This is a genomic window from Nocardia wallacei (assembly GCF_029868745.1).
Taxonomy (GTDB): Bacteria; Actinomycetota; Actinomycetes; order Mycobacteriales; family Mycobacteriaceae; genus Nocardia; species Nocardia wallacei_B.
The window spans coordinates 1-23,354 of sequence record NZ_JARWOP010000376.1 but is presented as its reverse complement, the minus strand read 5'-3'; the positions used below and the strand labels follow the sequence as shown (position 1 = coordinate 23,354).

General features: G+C 67.7%; 6 protein-coding genes. All 6 read right to left on the bottom strand.

Going from position 1 to position 23,354, the window contains the following annotated elements; translation table 11 throughout:
• Positions 1-261 precede the first annotated feature (261 nt).
• Positions 262-759: a hypothetical protein gene (locus tag QH470_RS35145; RefSeq protein ID WP_280276705.1), complete on the bottom strand. Its 498-nt coding sequence runs from the start codon at positions 757-759 to the stop codon at positions 262-264.
• A 28-nt stretch (positions 760-787) separates the two neighbouring features.
• Complete coding sequence (locus QH470_RS35140; RefSeq protein WP_280276704.1) at positions 788-1,684, bottom strand: alpha/beta hydrolase; 897 nt, start codon at positions 1,682-1,684, stop codon at positions 788-790.
• Positions 1,685-1,759: 75 nt separating this feature from the next.
• Positions 1,760-2,365 carry a TetR/AcrR family transcriptional regulator gene (locus QH470_RS35135; protein ID WP_280276703.1) on the bottom strand — a complete coding sequence of 202 codons (606 nt, stop codon included), beginning with the start codon at positions 2,363-2,365 and terminating at the stop codon, positions 1,760-1,762.
• 57 nt (positions 2,366-2,422) lie between these two features.
• Positions 2,423-3,349, bottom strand: coding sequence for a hypothetical protein (locus QH470_RS35130; RefSeq protein ID WP_280276702.1), 927 nt, complete (start codon positions 3,347-3,349; stop codon positions 2,423-2,425).
• A 92-nt stretch (positions 3,350-3,441) separates the two neighbouring features.
• Positions 3,442-3,981 (bottom strand): hypothetical protein, encoded by a 540-nt coding sequence (locus tag QH470_RS35125; RefSeq protein WP_280276701.1) that lies wholly within the window; start codon positions 3,979-3,981, stop codon positions 3,442-3,444.
• A 67-nt stretch (positions 3,982-4,048) separates the two neighbouring features.
• Complete coding sequence (locus QH470_RS35120) at positions 4,049-23,224, bottom strand: MFS transporter (protein ID WP_280276700.1); 19,176 nt, start codon at positions 23,222-23,224, stop codon at positions 4,049-4,051.
• Positions 23,225-23,354 lie beyond the last annotated feature (130 nt).

Below are 23,354 nucleotides of genomic sequence, written 5' to 3'. Positions count from 1 at the left end.
TAGCCCTCTACCCGCTGCCGCCCACCCCAATCCTCACCGGCCACGGAGTCGTCATCGAGCGGCAGGAGTCGTGATTGGCGGCGAAAGTCGTGATTGGCGGCGGAAGTTGTCGCCGGCGGCGGAATTCGTGACCGGGTGCGGAAGTTATGGCGGGCGGCGGGAGTCGTGACTGGCCGCGGGAGTCGTGAGTGGGCGCGGGAGTCGTGACTGGCCACGGAAGTTGTGGTCGGCGGCGGAAGTCGTGGCTGGGCGCGGAAGGCTTCAACGGCGGCGGTGTACGCAGGCCAGGGCGCGGCGGCTTGGACGGAGTGCGGCGCGGGGGTCGGTGTGGAAGGCGGCTGGGCGGGCCGGGTCGCGGGGGGCGCGTTCCTCCGCGATGAGCGCGAGGATGCCCGCGCCGGCGAGCACCGCGTCGGGGCCGGGCACCGGCCCGAGGCTCCGCTCGGCGAGCATGCGGCACAGATCGCGCGTCGCCACCTGCACGATGGCGACCGGAAACATCCGGCGCACCGCCGCGACGATCCCGGAAGCCTTCGGCCGCTGGAAGATTGCGGCCGAGAGGTCGCCCGGTTCCGGGTAGGCGATGCCGATCGCGGTGATCTCGTCCTCACCGGCGACCTCGAGCAGGAGATCGCGGCAGGCATCCCACTTCGCCTCTGCCGGAACGGGAATGCGCCGGATGTCGGACGCGCCGACACCGGCGGCCACTGTGCTGGCGATGAATTCGGCGTGGCCGATCGCCAAGGCCAGAACTGTCATGAACCGATGACCGCCGCAGTCTTCGTGGTCACCCGGCCAGGTGGGCGAGCAGGAAGTCGCGGGCGGCGGCGGACGCCTGATCGAATCGCTGCTCGTACACCGCGAAGTGGCCGCCGGGCACCAGTTCCAGCTGCTTGGGCTCGAGGGCCTCGGCGTACCCGGCCAGGGCGATATCGGTCGGGGTAAGGGTGTCGTGGTCGGCGACGACCATGAGCAGCGGGGTCGGCGAGACCCGGCGCAGGAACGCCTCGGGCGCGTAGGACTGGAACTTGTCCACGCTGCTGAGGGTAACCTCGTTACGCCAGGTGGGGACCTGTGGTCCGTTGGCCATCAGCCATTCGTAGACCTCGGTGCCGGGCATCGCTACCAGATCGCTGGGATCGTCGGAGGCCGCCTTGATGGTCTGGTGCGGTTTGCCCGCGGCGCGGGCAAGGCGGTCGGCGGCGATCGCCTCGTGCAGAACCGGCAGCATGGTGGGCGGCACCAACCGGCTGAACGTGGCCCAGCCGTGCGTCAGCGGCACCTGGGATACCACGGCCCGCACCCGGCGGTCGGTGGCGGCCACCACCAGTACGTGCGCACCCGCATAACTGGTGCCCCACACCGCGATTCGGCTCGAATCGATGCCGTCGAGGGTCTGCGCGAAGGTGATCGCGTCGCGGTAGCCATCGATCTGTGCGGCGGGGTCGACCTCGTAGCGCGGTTCGCCGTCGGAGGTGCCGAAGCCGCGGTGGTCGTACACCAGGCACGCCAGTCCGGCCCGGCTGAATACCTCGGCGAACGGCGCCACCCACTCCTTCACGCCCGCGAAGCCGTGCGTCATGACCACCAGCGGGGCCCCGTGATCGGGTACCTGTTCGGGCCGGTACAGCCATCCGCGCAAAGCGACGCCGCCACTGAGGAATTCGATCTCGACGCGCATCATGCCTCCGATACCATTACGCGCTGTAACGTAATGGAGCTTATGACTCCGAAAGTGTGGCGTCAACCACAATCGTGTTTAGCGGCCGGTCCGGAAGCCGACGGCGTCGAGCGCGGACCGGACGGTCAGCTGGACCAGGGTCTCGTCGATCGGGCCGAGCATCGGGATCAGTGCTCGCATCAGCATCGGTCCGGTAATGAGGTCGCAGATCCACTCCGGGTCCGTGCCGGGCGCGATCTCACCCCGGGCCACCGCGCGATCCAGGATGCACGCGGTGGAGACCCGCCGCGGAATCAGGAAACGGGTCAGGAAACGCTGTGCCAGCCCCGGGCTGCGGGACAGGTCCTCGAGCAGACCCGGCAGGGCGTTGCGCAGCACGGGGTCGTTGAACAGTTCGACCTGATGTCGCTGGATCGCCAGCATCTCGGCCTCGATCCCGCCCAGATCGCGCGCGCCCGGTTGTAGGCCGAATCGGTCGATCAGCAGTGCCACCACCAGTTCGGCCCGGTCGGAGTAGCGGCGGTACAGGGCGGGACGGCTGGTCGCCGCCTCGTCCGCGACCGCCTGCAAGGTCAGTGCGCCGTAACCGCGCTGGGCAACCAGGCGCGCCGCCGCTGCCAGCAGCGCGGCGTCCAGCGCGGGATCACGCGGGCGTCCTCCCCGCGTCGGCGTTCGGTCCGGCATGCGCTCACGGTACTCAGCGATCGCCGGATGGTCGCGCGCCGACGGGTGGGGTCGGGTTCAGTCGGCCTTGCCGGAGTCCCCGGATGTGCCGGCGTCCCCGGCCTTTTCGGCCGGGCTCGCGGATTTCTCCGACGAGCCGGTGGCTTGCTCGGTCGGGCTGGTGGCTTGCTCGGACGGACCGGCGGCGACCCCCGACTCGCTGGTGGCGACGCCCGGCGAACTCGCGGCGCCCGTCGGCGCGGTGGTGGCGACGATCGGAGAGCGCAACCGCAGCCGGATCCGCATCCGGCTGGCCGGGTGATCGATCAGCCACTGTGTCACCGCGGCGACGGCTGCCACCAGGGACAACCCACCGGCGACCATGCCCCACGGCGTCAGCCCGGCGCTCGAGTACGGCTTGCGCGCGATGCCGGGAATGGCGAGGGTGCCGTTGCCGAAGGCCCAGGCCATCAGCGATCCCAGCTGACCGCCGGCGTCGTACTTGCGGGCCGTCATCGCCTTCAGCTCGGGCGCCTTGCTGTTGATGTAGACCAGCGTGAGGATGATGAAGAACGCGGCGGCCACGGCCGATATCGCCGCGACGCGCGAGGCGAGTTCGGTGCGCAGGCGCAGACTGAGCACGGCCGTGACGCAGGTGACGACGATGGCGGCGGCGGCCATGATCGCCCAGAGTCCGGTGATCTTCGCGATCGGGTTGTGGTCCGACGACCACGCGGTCAGATAGGCGGTGGTCGCATCGATCCGGCCGAACGCGTTGGTCGAGGCGCGGCCGTCGGGGCCGGATGCGGTGAGCCAGGGCTGGAACAGCAGGATCAGGATGATCAAGCCGGCGACGGCGGCGGTGACGTAACCCCAGTTCTCCCGCGCCGCGGCCAGATACGGCGTGAGATCGGGCCGGCGGTACGCGGCACGTTTCGTCCGGCCCGGAGGCTCGGGCGGATCGGGCGAGGTTCCGCTCGATCCCCAGGGTGTGGGCTGCGCCATGAACCGAGTGTAGGTGGGGCGCGGCGGCGCGAACGCCGGGAAAGTCCCGCCCCTGGGAAGGCTCGCGGACGAGCGTGCTCAGCGTCCCGGAATCAACGTCCCGGAATCGGAAGGGTCACGCCCATCATCAGATTGGCGATGATCGACCCGTCGCCCTGTTTGTCGCCGTACACCATGATCATGGTGCCCGCCCGCACATCCGACACCTGCGACCCCGGCAGCACCATGACGCGCGTGTCCCGATCCGCGCGCACGACCGTCGTCGATCCCGACACGCCACGCACGCGCAAGGTCACGCCGTCGTTGGCGACCACCTTGCCGACCGTGAAACCGCTCGTGATCCGAACGGCCGGATTGCCGGTCCGGGGACTCTGCGTCGCGGCCGCCGACCGGTCCGGCGAGTGCGGTGCGCTCGGGGACGTCTCGAACGCGCTGTGGCCGAAAGTGATGAGAAGGATTGTGAATATGCCGATTCCGATGAACATCCCGGCATCGAAGAGCGGCGTCGACCTTCTCCGCTGCGGTGGTTCGCCGCCGGCTTGCGCCGTGGGCGTGCTCCCGGGAGTCGTACCGAGCTGCTCGGTGGATCGTGCCTCGGTCCGGCTCGACCACGGGGTGCTCGGAGTGGTCATCCGGCAAGCCTAGGTGGTGTGGCGGTCGCGCTTGTCACCACTGACGGGGAGCGGGGCGAATTCGATTTCAGGGTGACGGGTAAATCTTGTCGGCCGCGAACCGGGCCGCGCCGCGTATCGTCTTGTCGGCCATGCCGGTGACACCGCCGAATACGGTGCGCCCGGCGCCCAGCAGCTTCGCGCCGGTCCGGCCGGGAAGCAGGGCGGCGATACTCTCGACGAGGTCGGAGGCGGTGCCCAGCAGGAAGTCGGCGCCTTCCCGCAGCACGGTGCTCAGCAGATATCTGTCGGTGACCGCCAGCAGGTGTTCCTCGGCGGCGCGCGAGCCCAGCCGCGACCAGATGAAGGCGCACAGCACCCGAGCGCGCAGATAGTCGTCACTCTGTGACTCCAGCCACCGGCAGCCCGGGAAGAAGCCGCCCGACCACAGATCATCCTTCAGAAACCGCTTCCAGGAAGCGAACTGGTCGTCGGTGATCACGCCGCGCCGGCGGGCATCGTCCATCAACTCGATGTCGGGGTCCAGCATCGGCCGTCCCGACAGGTACTGCATGATTCCGGCGGCGATCAGCAAGAGCTGCGGCAGTTCGTCCATGGACGTGGTGCGCTGCAGTTTGGCCCACCGGGTCAGCAGGTCGTTGATTTCGCGGCGGCTGGCTTCTTCCGGAGTGTCCGGACTCATGGTCCGGAACTTCCACACGGGGATCGTCTCGCCGTCACGAGTGATCTTCCTCTGCGTGAAGAACACGGTGCGCCAATCGACTTTGTGCTCATGTACGAGCCGGTCGATCGACGTGCCGGTCACGTTCACCAACGTGAGCGTCGCATAGAGCGGGAAACGCTGAATGAATCTGGCCAGTTCCAGGAGATCCTTCTCGGTGAGTTCCACATCTCGCAATTTTTCGACGTCCTCGTTGAACAACGCGTGGAACCAATCCCGGCGGTTGCTGACCCAGTCCGCTCCGAACTGCGCTCCTTCCCGAGGCATCGGCACCGTACGGAAATAGCGGAACGCTTCCGGATCGATCGCCAGCAACTCTTCGATCGCGTGCTGCACCGGACGCCAATAATCGGGACCCGGGAAGGCTAGCTCCGCACCGGGTTCCATGATTGTCCGAGTGTTCGTCGCAGTCGCCTCAGCCGGGCGCGCGCCGGTCGGTTCGCCGTGCGCCTCGCTGCCGCGGGCGAAGCCGCCGCCGTCGATGTGGGCCTGTGCGAGCATTTCCATTTGCCGGTGGCGCGGGATGCGCTTGCGGCCGGGTTTCCACGGGGTGCCGAACTCGGCCAGGGGATCGTCGGGTATTCCGAGGGCGCCTGGGTTGCTGTGCCGTTGTGGTCCCGGGCGCTGCGGGTCGAGATGGTCGGCGAGATTGGCCGCGACGCGAACATCCAGCGTCTCGGTCAAGTCGCGGTAGGCCAGAAGCACGTCGTGCGGAATCGGCTGCGCGGTGATGAGGCCCTTGGGCGGGGTCTCCAGGAGACCGCTCACCTCGTTCAGGATCGCCGTGACGACCTCGTGCGGGTGTGGATCCGGGTGTGTGTCGGAGCGCAGGCCGTGGCGAATGTAGTTGTCCACCGAAACCGAGGCGACGACGATGGAAATGTGCCGGACCTCCGGACACTGCCGATCGATGGTCGCCCACACTCGGCGCGCGTGTTGCGGGGTGCACACGGCGATGATGGATTCGACGTCGTGGCCGTGCTCTTCGAGGAGGGCGACGGACTTGATCGCGTTCTGCCTGGTGTTCTCGGCGAGTGGCTCCTCGATGACGTGGTGGGCCCCCAGACCCGTTTGCTGGGCGCCCAACCGGAACCTGGCGGCTTCGGACATCCAGGGCCGCTGCGGGTTTCCTGTCTCGGCGGCTTCCTTGTCGTAACCCGAGAAGACGACCGGGATCTCGTCCAGTCCGTGCTCACGAGTCAGGTTCGCTACGACGGCCGAGCTGCCGTCGTCCGGGCTGCCGAACAGGATTATGGCGTCGTGGTGGCCGTCGGGATCGAAGGCCCACTTCGGGTCGTGGCGTAGGAAGTCCCACACTTTGGTGAGGTCGGACATCATCCGTTCGGTATCCACACCCCGATCACTCAGGCCTTGCAGCCATGCGGTGTAGGTGCGTACGTCCGTGGCCGTGGCAGCGCGGGCGAAGCCGCCGCCGTCGATGTGGGCCTGTGCGAGCATTTCCATTTGCCGGTGGCGCGGGATGCGCTTGCGGCCGGGTTCCCATGGGGCGCCGAAGTCGGCGAGGGGGTCGTCCGGTAATCCGTTGGGGCCGATAATAGGTGCGGCCGGTGCGGTGCGGTGATGATCGATCGGCTCGGATACCGGAGTGACGGATTCGCGGCGGCGCAGACCGAACAGCCTACGTAGCTGTTCGACCCGGTGTCTGCTACCGATGATCACTTGACGCGCGGTCACGGCTACGGCAGCCGCGCCGATGAGGCCGACCGACAACCATCCGGAGACATCGACTCCGTGCGAGGACAACACAGCGCCGCCGATCAGACCGCCGACCGCGGGCCCTGTGGCGAGAGCGAGGTCCTTGGCGCTGGTCGCTCGCCCGTGGTGTGTGCTCGGGACCACCTGCCGCAGGTGCGTCCCTACCCGGACATTCATGCCGACGCCGATCATGGAGACGCCGAGCGCGCCGACCGCGACGAGGATCGGGTTGGTGGTCACGGACTGCAGCGCGGCCACACCCGTGAAACTCGCCAGTGCCGCCGGGTACAGGACACCGACCTTGGTCTTGTTGACCAAGTGCTTGGGGATCAGTAGTGCTCCGGCAACGCCGCCGATGGCGCCGGCACCGAGCACCAATCCGGCGGCTGCGCCGGGCAATGCGGCCTCGTCGACGATTACGGCGGCGCGCAGATTCAGGATTGCGGCCGCCACGTTGGTGACAGGCGTGATGGCGGTGTACTCCCGCAGGAACGAATCGTGCCAGATCTGGGACGCGCCGTCGCGAATATCCCGGAGCGGATTGGTGCGTTCCGCCGCGGCACGAGTCGGCAGGCTGCCTCGCAGCTTCGACAGGGTCACCTGGTTGATCGCGTACGAGACACCGTTCGCCACGAACGGCAGCACCTGATTCACGCCGAGCAGGATCGGTCCGAGCACCCGTCCTCCGGTGCCCGCGACGTACCGTTCGGCCTGCGTCATGCGGGTGGCGCTCTCGAACTGTTCGGGCGTGACCAGCTCCCGCACCGTGCTGTCGAGGCTGCGGGCGTAGAACCTGGCAGCGGTGGCCTCCGCCAGCGTTGTCCCGGCGAGTATCAGCCCGATGTCCGGCGCGCCGAGGGCGATCGCTGCGCCGGATCCCGCGACGGACGCCATGCCAGCCCACTGCGCGATCCGCATCGTCTTACCGCGGTTGTAAAAGTCCGCGGCATACCCGGCAGGGAGTTCGAACAGGATGGACGGCGCCCAGAGGGCGACCGTGGCCAGCCCTGCCGCCATCGGATCACCGGTCAGGCCCATGGCCAGGAGCGGCAGGGACGATTGCTGGATACTGTCGCCGAGACCGGTCACCGCATTGGAGATGTACAGCTGCCGGTACGGCTTGTTGGTGGCGAGCAGCTCCCGCACCGAAACCGGATCGCTCACCGGCGCTTCGGGTTCCGTGTCGGCCGACGATTCTGGGGCGGGCTCCGCCGGGACAGCGGGGGGCTCGGCCGGTTCGGCGGCGGGTGGCGGTTCGGCGGTGGCCGGGTCCGGCTGGGCACCCTTCTTCCCGCGCCACAGCTTGCGGCCGAAGCCGCCACCGTCGATGTGCCAGACCTCGGGCGGTTCTCCGCGTCTGCGGGGATTTGCCCACGGTCGGTCGGGCCCGTCGAACGGGGCGTCGGGATCCGGCACGCCCATGTACCCGGGCAGCGCGGCGGGACGGACGGGCGCGGCCTCCTGTGGCCCAGCCTGTTCGCGCGGACCGGCGTCGACAGTCCCTCTCGAGGAGGCCGGGTCGGCATCGTCCAATTTCTCGTCGAATACGGGGACGGCGTCGGCGGGAATCCCGGCGAGGGCGTGCGCGCCGTAGTACTCCATCGCCCGGATTGTCGTGATCCCGTAGTTCATCAGCTCGGCGGTACGTTGTTCCGAAGACCCCGCCACGTGCCGAAGCATGAGGCACCGGTAGAGCGTCGCGTTGTCCTTCTCCAACGCGTCCAGCCGATTTCGCATTTCCTGCCGCCCGGCCATGGCGAGGCCGCGGCCGCGACTCCCGGCTCGCGTGTCCGCCGGAAGTACGGACCAGATCTCCTGGCGGTACCGCGCCGATTCGAGGTGATCGTGAGCGACATTTCCGAAAACCGTGGCCAATGTCCGGCCGGTGTCCGGAGAAGTTCGCGTGATCTGTCGACCCGCGAGGTGAAAGGTCTCCTCGGTGATGTCGCGTGCCAGCTGTTGCTGTTGTGCCGCATCGAGTTCCAGGTCACCGCGCCGGACCCGCTGTTCGACGGTCGCCCGCGCCCGCTGGAACACTTCGGATTCGAATTCGGCTAGTAATGGATCGGGTGCGGTGTCGGGTGGGCGCGCGGTCGTCGCGTCCGGTGCCACGAGATCGGCTCGCGTGTCGGCCCCGGTCTTGTAGACGATATGCCGGATGTGATTGCGAATCGTGCCCGTAGCGCTGCCGAGCGCCGCCGCGATCTCGGCGGTCGTCATGCCCTCCGTGTACAGGCGCAGGACTTCGGTTTCCCTTTCCGACAGCGGTATTGCGCCCGATCGCCGGTTGCGCGAGCCGGGCATCGCCCCCCGTTCCGTCGTGGCGGCCGCCGAAGGCAGTTCCGCGCGCACGGCCGCCGCGGGCAATTCCGGCCGCCGCGCCCGACCGAGCTTGCGACGGATATTCTTCAGATGCTGCTCGACGGTGCCCGGCGAAATGCGCAGCCTCGTCGCGATCTCGTCGTCCGCACAACCCTCGGCGATCAGAGCGAGTACCTCCGTCTCGCGGCGGGACACGGTTGGCCGCGTGTCCGCGGTACCGGCGATACCGCGCAGCAACCGCGACGCCCGCTCGATCGCCGTCGCCAAGGTCGTGTCGCCGTCCAACCGCTCAATGGCCAGCGCACGCATTCTGGCCGAGCGGTGACGGAGCGATCTCGGCGCCTTGTCGAGAGCCGTAAATCGTTCGTAGAGCTCGTTGAACGAGTCGGCTGCCTCTTGTACTGCCCGCTCCTCCGGCAGTCGATCGCGGACCTCGCACAGGACCTGATCAATGTGGCGCAACGACGCCAACCCGGCTTGTGGACACGGAGTTCGCGTCAGGTCGAACGTCGCCTGGTCCAGCAGATTCCGCAAGTAGGCTGCCGCCGCGGCGGCGAACTCGGGGTCCGTCGCTGTCCGGGCGAGTTCGAACGCCGCGGCAGGATCCGTGTAGTCATGGGGAACCGGGCGCGGTGCGGATGAGTTCTCCTGTGCCAGGGCCATTTCCATGTCGACGGCCAAGGTCTCGTCGTACGTCACCGACGTGGTCCCGTCGTCATCGAGGATGCCGAGACGAAGGGCCTTCATGAAGATCGGAATACTGCCCTTCGCGCCGAGTTCGGCGCCGATGGCCTCGCGGCGGCGCTGGACCGCGGACGGACTTATTCCCGAGAGTTCGCCGATCGCCTGATCGGTCATGCCTCCGGCCATGCGGCCCAGCAGTTCTCGCTGATCTTCGGTCAGTCTCACCACGCCGATCGGCTCCGGGTCGCCGCTGTCGATCAGGCCGCGCCGCTTGGCTTCGAGAACGGTCGTGATGGCACCGGCGGTGCCGAGCTTTCCGGCGGCCCGGGATTGGAAGGTCTTCACAGCGCCGGGGCTCATACCGAGCCGGTCCGCGATCTCGGCGGGTACCAGACCTCGATAGACCAGGTCGAGTACGGCGCCCTCGGCAGCGGACAGCGGCTGCGGTGCGACGGTTTCGGGTCTCGGAGCGGATGTCGGCCGCCGCCACGGTGTACTTGAATTGCCGTCATCGCCCAACTGCCCCAGCACTTTTCCCTTCTTCGGCGGGGCCTGCGAATCCGGGTCGTGGGGAAACAGATTTGTGAGCGCGCCGTCTTCGTCGGCGGTCAGGAAGGCGACGAAGGCCTCGTCGATGTCGGGGTAGGACTGTTTCCATTCCGCGACGGTGCGGACTCGGGGGATGCGTTCGGGGTCACCGGGATCGACATGGGGGTCGCCGGGTTCGGTGATGTTGGTATCGAAGACGACGACGTTGCCGCCGGGTTTGTTGTCGGTGTTGGTGATGGTCAGTGAATGCAGCTTCGTGCCGTTGCCGAGGAGCAGGACCGCGGTGTCGGCGCCGTCCTTCATATTCCGTACGTCGTCGATGGTCCGGGCGACGGGATCGTCGGCCTCCGGGTCGAATTCGATTTTGACGAGCTGGGTCGAAATGGCTTCCTGGAGGTGCTTCGCGCTCTTCTGCCATTTCTTGGGCCTGCTTCCCGAGTCGAGGCCGAGTGCCCAGACCGCCGTTGCCGTCTGGTGGATGCAGTCCAGCAGTTTCTTGGCCTTGAACAGGCGCTTGTACAGCGACCAGGTGGCGACGGTGCCGAAGGTGGCGGCGATGGAAATGCCGGTGGCCTCGCTGCCGAACAGCGCGATCGCGCCGCCGGCGACGGCGGGGCCGAGGGCGAACGCGCCGTTGGTCGTCACCACCGTGATGGATCGAACCCGTCCGCGCACGTCGGAGGGAATCGTCTTGTTCATGTACGTGGCGACGGGAATTCCGGCTGCACCGAGGACCGCCCAGGTGCTGGCGAAGCCCGCCGAAGCCACCCAAGGGTCGTTGGTGGCGGCCTGGATGATCGCGGGTACGGCCAACCCTGCCAGTCTGGCCGTCAACAACGTTTCGATGCTGGGTTTTTCCAGCCACTTCTGCGGTATGAGGTTTCCGACCACACCGCCGAGCGGGGTGATCAGCAGCGCTGCTCCCTGTTGCCACTCCGAGAGACCGGAGTCGGTGATCATCGCCGTGAATTGTATTCCCTGCAGTCCCAGGTAGAAGTTGGTTAGTCCGAGGTTTACGTTCTGTCGCCTTCTGAGAGGCAGATTCTGGACAGCATGGAAACCCTCGGTGATCGACTCGCGCATGTGTTTCCAACCGGATGCCGAGTTTTCCGGTCGCGGAGCGGTCGGAATATCCGGCATCCGCCACAGTGTCGCGAGATTGACGATGCTGGTCGCGGCGTCTATGAGCGGCGCGGCCCAGGTGCCCGCCTTCAAAGTGAGCGGTCCGAGTCCGCTACCCAGGACACGGGTCGCGTTTGTTTTGAGATTGTTGAAACGAACCAGCCCAGCCTGGGCGTTACCGGCCATTTCGACGAGCACCTTGTCGGCGGCGCTGGAGTAGATCACGGCGGACCCCGCTCCGACGAGCGTCGTCCCGATAAGGATCGGAATCGAGTAGTCGGTTCCGGTGGCGAGGGCTGCCGCCGCCGTAATTCCGCTGGCGGCAGTGAGAGCTTGGCTACCGATCAGCAGCTTCTTCGATGAAGTGTGGTCGGTCAGATGGCCTGCGATCAGTGCGCCACCGAGGTGCGGCAGCCACAGGGCCCACGCGGCCGCACCGGCCACTGCCGGGCCTCCTTGCTGCATGAGATAGAGCGCCGTCACCGTCTGCATGAGCTCGTAGCCGGCGCTGTTGAGGAATTCGGCGCCGAGACGGACCCCCATCGTGCGGTCGCTGCGAATCAGGTGGACGAGTGTGTCGGGTGTCGGTGCCGGCGTATCGGGTGACGATGTCGGCGGCTCGTTCACCTCGGCCGGGTCTCCGGTGCCGGGCGACTTCGGCTGTGGCGGCTCGGCCTTCGGCGCGGCGGGCCGTTCATCCGGATTCTCCGGCTCGCCGCCGGTCCACTCCTGGCCGTTCGGGTTGTGGTGGAAGGCCAGGAACGGGTCGGGCCCTTCGTGCCCCAGCGCGGCGCGACGTGGCCGATATCCTTTGGGGGCCGGGCGGTTCAGGGTGAACGGGTTGTCGTCGGGATGCGCGGGCGGGTTCGTGACCGGTGCCGGTGCGGGCGGAGACAGGAGTTCTCCGGTGCCGTCGGCCCAGCTGAATCCTGAGGCTGTCAGCCAATCGGTCAGTACTTCGTGCGCGGTCCGGAAGGCCGGGTGGGTGCGTCCGGGCTCCGGACCGAAATCGAGTGAACTGTAGTGCGCCGTGGCGGTGGTGCTCGCCGGACTCACGTCGATGGTCGCCCGGGCGGGTTCGCCGAGCACCGGCTGACAGGTCACATCGATCGACAACCCCCCGCCGTAGGGGGTGCGGACGGACTCGACCTCGAACGAGAACTCTTCCGTGCCGCCGCGCAGATGTTTGCGCAACTCGGCCGTCAGTGCTTGGAGGTCCACTTGCTCCCGGGGCTCGGGCACCGTCTTCGCCGCCGCAGCGTCTCCGTCGTTCTCCGCCGGGGACCACCACGCCGGACCGACGATGTCCAGTGCCGACCTGAACCGGATCGTCGACAGGTCGATTCGCTCGCCGAGCCGGTGGAGGACCTGCGTGCGGGCCTTCGAGCTGCGTCTGCTGTCTTCGTAGAAGGTGCCCGAGAACAGGTCCACGAATTCCGGGTTGCCCTCGGACAGCTCCCACCGTCCGTATCCGGCGACAATGGATGTGTCGTCGGGCCGTGTGCTCTGCCGCCGTTCGTCCTCGTCGGCGTGTTCGGCCAGGTAGGCGTTCAGTAGATCGGAGTGTTCGCCTTCGGAACTCGTGATGAGAGTTCCGCTGCGGAGCAGGAGAAAGGGGCGTAATCCGTTGGTAGAGTGCGGATTCCGATTCTTCTGGGAGTAGAAAACCCCGGCGTCGTCTTGGTCCAGAACGACGACGTCGACCGTGCGTTGCGGTTGCCCGTACCGTGCGCCGGGCCGGAAGGGGGTTTTCGCGCCGTCGTACTCCGTCCGGCTCGGTGTGGCCGGGGGACCTGTGCGCCGCGCCTTGCGGAGTCCCGCGTCGTAGGCGCCGGGCTGCGCGGCACGCAGGCGGTGGTTGATGCGGGTCTGTCCCGGTGCCAGCGGTTCTGCCGCCGCCGGAACCCCCGGTTCGATGCCCGGTTTCAGTACTCGTGCCGCCCCATCGATTCGGTGCGGATTGCGCCAGTCCGTCCCGTATTGGTGTACTTCGTCGACGTGGACCGCCCGGTTCGGAAAGTGACCGGCCAACGCGAGGTCGATCTGGTGCCGCAAGAGGTCGAACCGAGGGTCGGCGGTATCCGGGTCATGGTGAACGATCCAGGTGTTGATCTGCCCACTGTCGCTGACGCGGTACCGGATATTGCACGCCACGGTCAAGCCGCCGACATCGAACGTGGACAGCCAGGGCACGTCGAGCTGATTCTTCATCTCCAGATGACTCGGCCCTCGAGCCTCCACCGCATGCAGCACAAGGGTTTTCGTGCCATCCGCCAGCTCCACGGCCGTCACCAAACCCGCCACGGTGGGATTCGGCCCGCCCATCCGTGCTATCTCGTCGGGTGTGTCCACGACGATCCGCCCGGCCGCCGCACCTGTTGCCTGGGCCGGGACGGCCGGTTGCGCCCCCGGCTGGTGGGGATCTCCTCCGGTCCATTCCTGGCCGTTCGGGTTGTGGTGGAAGGCCAGGAACGGATCCAGCCCGTCCGGTCCCGGACCGGCGCGGCGCGGCCGGAACCCCTTGGGAGCCGGACGATTCAGGGCGAACGGGTCCTCGACTGGTTGCGCGGGTGCGGGTGCGGCGGGCGCTGGTGCGGCGGCCGCCTGTGGGGCGGCCTGGAGACCGGCAATGGCGTGGTGCGCGGTGAGGAGCTGGTCGAGCACCTCCACGAGCCGACGCAGCGTCGGATCGTCCGACACCTCGGCCGCAGCGCGCAGTTCGGTGACCGGGTCGGCGGCTTGCGGCGCGGGCGGGCCCGGCTCCGTGATACCCAGCCGATTCGCCAGTTCGCGATCGAGTTGCGCTGGGCTGACGTCGGATCGCTGCCACGGCGTCGAACCGGCATCGTTCTCCCGAAGCGTTGCGAGTCGCAATCCCAGCCAGTCCACCAGGACGTCCAGCTCCTGGCCCGCAGCAGCCAGGCCCTCCGCGCCGGCCCCGCGGAGCCACTGCTGGGCGATCCTCACCGCCTGCTCGACCAGGACGGGTTCGGTGAGTTCCGGGACCACCAGCAACAACGTGGCGAGGTCGTTCCGCGCCGTCTGCAATCGGACCTGCAACTCGTGCACAGCCGCGTTCGGGTCGATTCCGCTGACGGGCGCGTCCGTCCCGGCGAAGATCGCGCCGGATCGGTCCAACCACGGACCGGTCGCCCGGGCGTGGAAGACCTCGATCGCGGCACTCACGCGGTCGGCATCCCGGCCGAGTGTCACATCGGTGTACCGCGCCGTGATCACGTCGTCGTCGCGAGTGAGGACAAGGGTGACGCGTCCCGCCTCACCGCCGACCGGGTTGACCGAGAAGGTGATTCGCAGCGAGTTCTCCGTGGCGTCCGTCGCCACCACGTACAACCAGAAGTCTTCGGTGGCCCCGAGGAATATGTCGCGCGCTCCCGGAATTGCCGGCCCGTTCCGTTCGCCCCGGTTCTCGATCAGTTGGCCCACGGTCGGCGCACCCGCCGGAATGTGGGTGCGCCACAGGTCGCCCAATATCCCGTCGTCGAAGGTGAATTGGACATTTCGCTTCGTCAGCTCGGCCAGCCCGTAGGCGACGAATCGAAGATCGGATCCGTGCGGCAGCAGCTGGCTGCCGAACACGATCTTCACATCGCGGCCGCCCTCCATCGACCACTGGCCGAACGAGAAGACCTTCGGATCGGGATCGGGATATGTTCCGAGCAGCTGGAGGTGAGTAGTCGGCACGGGTGCGGTTCGTATTCTGCCGGGGGTGAAGAAGAAGACGTCACCGAGAGGGCCCGTGGTGTAGCCCATGTCATCGTCGTGAATCCCGCCGTAATAGGTGATCTGCACATTGGTGTAGTCGACCCGTTGGGCGAGTTCGGGATAGTGCAGGTGTGCAGGCATCCGCACGGTGTCGTAGGCGTTGGTCGGGTCGGCCGCGGCGTCCGGCGATTCGCTTGTGGCGTCGGTACTCCAGGGCGTGCTGCCGACGGGGACGGGCGTGGCACCGTTCTGTGGAGGCTCCGCGGTCGGCGGCGCAGTCGCGGGGACGGATTTCAGGTCGAAATCTCCACGGCGCAGGCCCTGGACCACCGCGCCCGTGCGGTCGCCGACACCGAGCTTGCGAAACATCAGCGGCAATGCGGCCTTCACCGTCTCCGTCGACAATCCGAGGGCCGACGCGATACGGCTGTTCGTCATTCCCGCGGCGACCAGAGGAAGGATCTGTTGTTCTCGAGGGGAGAGCGGGGCGGGCTGGTCGCGAAGCGGTATCTCCTCGAGACGAAGGTGTCCGTGGCGCAGTGCTTGGACAACGGCCTCGGTTCTGCCCCGGGCACCCAGTGCGCGTGCGGTGGTTTCGATGCCGCGGACATTCTCGCCCGCGGCGAAGCGCGCGAGAGCCGCTGATTCGTCGCCCGATATTTCGCGGACGGGGTCCGAATGGGTCGCCGGGATCTCGCTCGGATCGAGGGCTCCCACGGCGAGAGCCCGGACGACCGCCTCGGTCCGATTTTGCGCGCCGAATATGCGGATGAGGTTCCGGACACTGCTTGCCACGATGCTCGTGGACAGCTCCGTGGCCGTGGCGATGTCCTGGTTCGTGTCGTGTATTGCCAGCAGAGCCAGAATCTGACGGTCCCGGTCGTTCAGCTGATGTGCGAGGGTGGGGTCCGGCTCCGGTATTTCCCGCAGCGGGAACAGCTTTCGGCGCAGTGCCTGCACGACGGCATGAGTGCGGTCTCGGGCGTCCAGCTTCTCGAGAATGCGCGAGAGCGCGCCCTTCACGAAGTCTTCCGTCTCGGCGAGTTCCTGTGCGATCTCACCGTTCGTCCGACTCGCCGCGACCAGTCGAAGTATGTCGAGTTCGGTTTCTGTGAGCGGACCGGCTTTTTCTTCGAGAGGGGGTATGGATTGCCGGAGCACCTCTGCCGCCAGCTTGTTCACCGCGGCGAGCTGAAGGCCGCTCATTCGCCGCCCGGTGCGGACCGCAATGGCGGCATCGTTGATTCGTCGCCGTTGGACCGAGTCCAACCGGGAGGTGGCAAGAAGGAAAGTCGCCTTGTCCGTGCTCGCCAATTCCAGTGTGGCGTCGATGAGTTCGGGATCCTCCACGTGCTCGATAACCTCGTGCACCAGTTCGGCATCGGTGGCTCGGGACAGTCCGGGGACGCTGGAAGAGGGCAGGGCACGGTTACCGGCGAGGAAGGCGAGCGTGACTCGGCGCCGGAGATCGAGGAACGCGGTCTCCGGTGCGTTCGGCGCTGAATTTCCGGTCGCAGCGGAGCCGCCCGTCTTCGATGCGGCCCGATCAGTGACAACCAAATCTCTGCGGTGGCTCACGCCCAGCTTGTTGCGGATCAGCTTGACGTAGCTCTTGACCGTCTCCTCCGAGACGAACAGGTACGTCGAGATTTCCGCATTCGTCTTCCCCCGGGCCACCAACCGCAGGACTGTGTGCTGGCGCTGGGACAATGCCTGGTCGGCGTGCTGCAACAAGGCGGTGAGGAAGACGTCGACATTCCCCGTCAAAGCGTCGCGATCCGGTGTGCCCAGTTTGTCGTAGATTCGCTTGACGTAGCTGTTGACGGTCTTTCCGGGGATGTTCAGGCGATCCGCGATCGCCGCGTTCGATTCGCCTCGGACGATCATGCCGAGAATCGACGTCTCGGTACGCGACAGCGCGCGTGTGCCGCCGCGCTGGGACAACGCGGCGGCAGTAGCACGGTCGGCCCCGGACAACTCATCACGACTGGATACGCCGAGTCGGTCGAAGATCCGCTTGACCTGGCTCTTGACGGCCCCTTCGGATATTTCCAGCGAATTCGCGATCGCCGCGTTCGGCTCGCCCTGCACAACCATCTTCAGGATGGCGCGCTGGCGCTTGGACAATGGGCGTGTGCCGGAGTCGATCTGTTCGACGAAGGTGTCGATGTCGGGAGGTTCGTCGCGTGCGGGCTCCTCATCGGGCTGCCCGCCGCGGGCGAAGCCGCCGCCGGTTATCTCGGTCTGCACGAATTGTTCGGCGCGGCGCTTTCCCCGACCCAGGTTGCGGCCGTGGTCGAGGGGGTTTCCTCGGTCGCCGAAGGGGTCGCTGGGGTCTGGGACGCCCATGGGGCCGCGGAGGGCGGGTGCGGGATTGCGTCGGGGGGCCGCGTCGGCTTTCCAGGGAACTCCGGCGCCGGCAACCGGCTTGTGGCCGGTAACCGGTTGGGCCCCAGGCGGTTCGGGCGGTGTGACATCCACGTCGCTCCACGGCGTCGTGGTGTTCGGTGCGGGTGTCGCTCCGGCGGGAGCCGTGGCGGGCCGACCGGCCCACGGGTTGCTCGCGCCACCCGCGTCCGGTGCGGAAGCGCCTGCGCCCGTTGCCTTCTCGAGGCCGCCGGGTGCGGTGCCGGTCATGAGTGCCGCGGCGACGGTGATGTCGTCACGGCCGCCCGCGTCGATGGCGGCACGCACGTAGGCGCGGGGCACGGTGCTCAGATCGCCGCCGGATCGGGTGAGGGCCTCGCGCAGGATGGCCGCGATGGGCTCCGGGTCGTCCGGGCTGAGCGGCTCCCACATGCCGTCCGACGTCACCACGACGACGCCCTTGCCCCGCACTTGTTCGAAAGTTGTTGCGTGCGAATCTAGTCCGTCGAGGGGGCGGCCGAGGCTGTAGGTGAGCCCCTGGCCGATCGCGGAATGCTCGGCCTCCTCGCGGGGCGTGCCGAACGCGTCCATCACCTTCTGGACGTTCGAGTCGTCGGTGGTGAGCTGGATCGCGGGCCCATCATCCAGTGGGACCCAGTACGCCCGGCTGTCGCCGACCCAGTCGACGGTGAGCCGCCCGGATTCCAACAGCGCCACCACGATCGTCGCGGCCGGCGGCTCGGTGCCGGAGTCGGCGGTGGTTCCGAGGATCGCGGTCTGAGCCGACGCCACGACGTCGCGGACGACTGCCACCGGGTCGAGCTCACCTTCTCGATCGGCCCGCTCCAGGGCGGCGACCATGCTGTCGCGCCCGGCCTCCTTACCGGCCGCGGAAGCCCGGTGACCACCCTTCGGTCTGGACGTGCCATCGAGGAGGACGACTCCGACGACCTCCCGGCCGCCTACGGTCATCTGCACGAGAGCGAACGCGTCCTCGTTGATCGGGTGGTCCGGGCTTCGATCACTCGCCGCCGCAACGGAACCCAGGTTCTCCTGGGTGAGGTTTTCCTCTGCGTACGCGCGGGGCGGCAACTCCTCGCCCTGCGCCGGCGGATCGCCGGGCTGCCCTGGTTCCGGTAGAACCGGGGTTGCTGCCTGTCCCGTTAGACCGGCGTCCACGGGGGCAGGAGGCGCGACGGTGGGCTCCACCGGAGACTCCGGTGGCTCGGCAGGCACGAGTGTGCGCTCGGTGTGCGGCGCCTTGCCGGCGAAGTTTTCGGTGAGCGCGATCGACCGGCCTGGGAATCGTCCCAGCAGGGCAGCGTCGATCATCGCGCAGACCGCGGGGAAGTGCGGATTGCCGACATCCGGATCCTGGTGGGCGATCCATGCCTCGACCCGGCCGTCGTCGTGGTGGCGGTAGGTGATGTGTGCTTCCACCGCGACGCCGTCGGACTCGACGCGAACGGTGAACGGACTCCGGGTCACACTGCGGAGCACCAGGTGCGATGGCCCCCGGGCCTCGACGGCCTGCAGGACAAGGTGATTCGAGTGGCTTTCCGGGTCGACGCCTGTGATCAGCCCGGTGATCGAATCCTCGTGCGGTCCGGAAATCCCTTCCACCCAGCGGGGGATGACGGTGCCCGACGCCGCGGCCGGCGAGGCGGGCCGCTCGCCTGCGAGGAGATTCGCGTCGAGTGCCACGAGACGTTCTTCGGCCGCCCGGAGACGGTCGACAGCCACCACTGCTTGCCGGTCCTGCTCGTGAATGCTCTGAGGGCGCTGCCCGTCCGGCTGGGTAGCGTTGTCGGCGGTGGTCAATGCGGCCAGCCATTCCGCTGCGGCGTGGAAGTGGTGCACGAGCAATCGCAGGCGTCCCGGAGGCGCGGGTGTCGCGTTCGTGTCCAGCGCCGCGATCAACTCGTCGAGGCGGGCGAGCATGTCGTGCAGCCGCTGGTAGCGCGAGAGGTCCGTGTGCGGAGCCGCGTTACGCGGATCAATTACTGCCGCTTCATGTTCCGCTGCTATTCCCTCTCGTACCAACCGCAGCAGGTTCGGGTCGACCGCCGCGGACAGACCCGGGTCGTCGGGCTCGGCCACATTCTGCGGTCGCTGTTCCGCCAACTGCGCCGCCAGCTGATTCACCCGATCGTCCGCGGCTCGGTAGCGAGCGACGGCCTCCTCCGCGAACCGTGACTGCTGGTCGATGCTGTGGGGGACCTGACGGTCGGGCCGGGTAGCGCTGTCCGCGTCCAGTACCGCCGCCAGCCACTCCGCCGCGGCATGAAAATGCTGTACCAGCAACTGAAGTCGGTCGGCGGTGACCGTGTCCGTCTGACCCATCGCCGCGCCCAACTCGTCGAGCCGGCCGTGCATGGTGTCGAGCCGCCGGAGCCGCTCGACCTCCGCATGTGTCACCGGTTCGGCGGAATCGAATTGCGCGGCTTCGTGTTCCGCCGCAATGCCTTCTCGTACCAGGCTCAGCAGCCCGGGATCCACCGCCGCCATCAGATCCGCCGTGGGCGGAACGGCACTCGCGGCGTCGTCCGGAGGCGCTGCGGGTGAATGTTGTTCGGCCCCAGCACCCCACGGCAGCCCGGTGCGCGGATCGACGTTGAACGCCAGCACCTCGAACGGCGCATCGCGCGGTACGTGCGTCGCCGGACCGCGCCGCCGCGGTCGCCCGGCGTCGAGCACCTCGGCCGGATCGATCTCGGGGACGAAACGGGTGGTGGGGCCCGGGGGTGGTGTCGAGGGGGAGCGCCCACCCCTCTCGGAGGTACTGCCGGATCGGTTGGGAGATTCTGTTCTGGGGCTTGCGGCCGGCGGGGCTTCGGTGGTTGTGCCGGCATCCCGCACGAACGCCAGGCCGGTCAGTGCCTCGGGATCGTCAGGAACCGACTCGCTCGTATAGCGCAACCGTCGGAAGCCGGAGTTCGCCACCGCGTCGAACACTCGACGAGCGACGTCCGGATCTACTGTTTGTTTGCCCCGCAATACCCGCTGAGCTGCGGCGCGGCTGGTGCCAGCCGCCTGCGCTACGTCCTCTGTCCGTACTCGGCGAAGCGTCGCGGATCGATCGACGGGCAGGACATCCGGGAGATGGTGGGCCATCTGGCGGAGTACCGCCTGGCCGATTCGCTGCGACGCGGCGGCGGGTAGGCCGAGTGCCGCCGTGGCCTCTGCAGGCGTGTATCCGTTGAGGTAACGAAGCGTCGCAAAAGTAGCGAGCCGTTCGGGAAGTTTGCTGATGCCATATTCGAAAGCAGCTCGGGGAACGGCTACTACCTCAGCGTGTTCTGCGGTGTCGGGCTCGTGCTGAGGGAGCATCGCACGGATCGCGGCCCACACTCGGTGAGAGATGTCAGGGGAGATGACCGCGCCACCGAGTACTTTTCGAGCCTGCGAGTCGGAGATCCCGGCTCGGTGCGCCAGATCGGTAAGGGTTACCGGCTGATCGTGTGCGGTATCGGTCTGCTCGCCGGTCGTGTCGATTCGGTGTGGATACTCGAGATTCTCAGCGGAGTCGAGTACACGCCGGACGGTGTCGATGTCATGACCCCCGCCGCCGAGCAGCACCCAATGCGCCGTCGCGACATCGACCTCGGCCATCCGGGCCACATCGGCCACGGTGGCGCGGTCCGGCTCTGAGGCGGGAAGTCTCGGGCGCGCAGCCGAATTCTGCATCACATCGGCTCCGGGCAGGCCGATGCCGGGTTCTGTTTCCTGCTCGAAGATGAGACCGCTGGGCCCGTCGGGCCGCGTTGGTGCAGATGAATCGGCGAAAGGTAGACCGATCCGTGTCGCCGCCTCGTGTACCCGGACAGAGATCTCCTCGGCGACTTCCGCACCGGCAAGAGAAGAGGTCGCGTCATTGACAGTGGTACCGGCCAGCCAGGCGACGTCCGCCACAGTCGCCGGTCGCACTGTTCCGTACACCACGGTGTCGCCACCGAGTTCCGCGGCGAAGAACGCACTGAGATAAGAGAGTGCGGCGCTGTGCAATTCCTCGTAATCCGCGTCGGCGCCGAGCGCCGCCCGAATCTCGACCGAGGAACGGCCCTGCAGGTATCGGAGGTCGATGTAGTCCGTGAGATCGTCGGACAGCGTCTCCATCGCCTGTGTCAAGGCGGAACGGGATACCGGTCGAAGGTCGGGTGCTCCGGCGGATCGAACGCGGAATCCGATGCGGTCCGCCGCCTCCAGCACGCTCGCGGCGGTCTCTGGATCGCGCTTGCCCTCACCTCGCAATACGCGATAAACGTGTTGTTCGGATACTCCGGTCTGCTCGGCCACTCGTGCCGCGGACGCGTCCGCCGCTATCGGAGCGGCTCGAGGCAGTCCCTCCGATCGTGGTCCGAGGAGGCCGTGCTCGCGAGCCGATTCGCGCACGGCAGTCGCGGTTTCCGAGGTCAGTACGGGCCCGTCTCGCAGCACCTTGTCGACGGTGGCAACCCCGACGCCCGCTTCCCGCGCGACTGCCGCTCGCGTTATCCGGCCGGTGTAACCGATCTCGGCGGCAACAGTCAGCACCCGCTGTCTGGTGTGCTCATCGAGCCGGCCGCCCCTGCTACCCAACACCTTGTCGACTGTTTCCAGGCTCAGCCCCGCGGCGCGGGCGACGTCCGGTTTGGTGACCTGTTCCCAGTATCCGAGTTGGTCGGCCGCTGTACGGACGCGCGCAACGGCTTCCTCCGAAACCGCGGACCGGCCCTGTAGGACCAGATGTACGATCTCGACGTCTACGCCGACCTCGGCAGCGACCTCGGCAATGGCGGCGGCACGGCGCTCGGTTTCGGCCTGTGTAGCTTCGGCGGTCGACTTGGATTCCGTCGGCGCGGGAGTGGGTTCGGCATGGGGGCCTTCGGTCGTGTCCGCTGTCTCTTCGGCCGGTGCCTGTACTGCCAACTTGGCGAGAGCGGCGCGCTGTACCAGGCTGATGTCCGCACCACGCTGCATCGCGGACAATGCCTGAGCGATGTGGTTGCGTTGAGTGGGATTCAGTTGGCGCCATTCGGCAACCACATCGCCGGCGATATCCTGCACCCACTCGCCGGCGTCCGCTCCCTCCGGGACGGGCCACGGTTGCGTCGGCGTCTCCACGAACCGAAACGCAAGGCGGGTGATCTCCTGTGCCAGAAGAACATAGGGCTGGGCTTCTGCGCCGTGTGAGCGGGAGATACCCAGCAGGGAGAGCACCGCGCGAACGGTGTCCGCGCCGTGCTGGTCTCGGAGTTCCTGTAAGGCTGCCGGCTCGCCCCGTTGTGCGCGCGCCAGTGTCGAATCCGCGGCGGATCCGCTGTCCGCATCGGTCGCGCGTGCTGAGCCGTCCGGGCCTGAAATCCGGTCCGTCACCTCGACTACGGGGATGGCTTCCGTCGGGACGGGAGGAGGCGTAGCCGAATCCGACCCCGGGTGGTCGTCATCAGGGGTGGCGGTCGGTGCGCCGTCCGAGGCGTCGCCGAAGGGCTGGTGGAGTTCGAACCAGGTGGCTTTGCCGTTGGGTAGGGGGTCGGTGCCGTTGTCGTCGGCGAGCAGGTCTACGAATGCGCCGCCGCGGCCTCGTTCCGCGTCCCAGTCGGGCATGCCGGTGTGGTCCGGGACGAACTCGCTTTCGTCGGTCACGGCGAAGCGGGTTTTGCGGGTGCCTTCGGAATCTGTTGTGGTGGTGATGATCTCGATGCGGCCGGCGGTGTGTCGGAGGGAATTCGCCACCAATTCGGAGACCAGCAGTTCCGTGGTGTCGATCTGATCCTGGGTGAGCCACGGGAGTTTCTCGGGGAGCGAGCGTACCCACTCGCGGGCCCGGCCGGTGGGCTGCACCCGGTGGCCTTCCTCGCCGACTGTGCCGGTGTTCTCGTCCGCTCCGCGGACCTCGAAGGTGTCGCGTAGGCGCGGGGCCGACGATTGTTGGGCGGGCTGGCTGGATTCGGCGTTCTCCGGGGGCGTGATCGGCCGCTCCGGCGGCTGGGGAGGCGCCGGGTCGGGCTGGTTCTTGCGTCGGCGCTTCGGGTCGCCGCCGCCGGTCGGTGCCTGCATCGTCGGGCGCGGGAGGGCCGGACCGCGGCGTCTGCGCAGCGGTCGGGCGGGTTCGATGGTCGGCAGGCCGCCGATGGCGGGGACGCCGCTCTGGTCGAAGAGGTACTCGAGGCTGTGCGGGTTCAGCTGG

Excerpts from the sequence above, each read along its gene's own strand:
- QH470_RS35145 (WP_280276705.1), bottom strand. The coding sequence starts at position 759 with ATGACAGTTCTGGCCTTGGCGATCGGCCACGCCGAATTCATCGCCAGC.
- QH470_RS35140 (WP_280276704.1), bottom strand. The coding sequence starts at position 1,684 with ATGATGCGCGTCGAGATCGAATTCCTCAGTGGCGGCGTCGCTTTGCGC.
- QH470_RS35135 (WP_280276703.1), bottom strand. The coding sequence starts at position 2,365 with ATGCCGGACCGAACGCCGACGCGGGGAGGACGCCCGCGTGATCCCGCG.
- QH470_RS35130 (WP_280276702.1), bottom strand. The coding sequence starts at position 3,349 with ATGGCGCAGCCCACACCCTGGGGATCGAGCGGAACCTCGCCCGATCCG.
- QH470_RS35125 (WP_280276701.1), bottom strand. The coding sequence starts at position 3,981 with ATGACCACTCCGAGCACCCCGTGGTCGAGCCGGACCGAGGCACGATCC.
- QH470_RS35120 (WP_280276700.1), bottom strand. The coding sequence starts at position 23,224 with ATGCAGGCACCGACCGGCGGCGGCGACCCGAAGCGCCGACGCAAGAAC.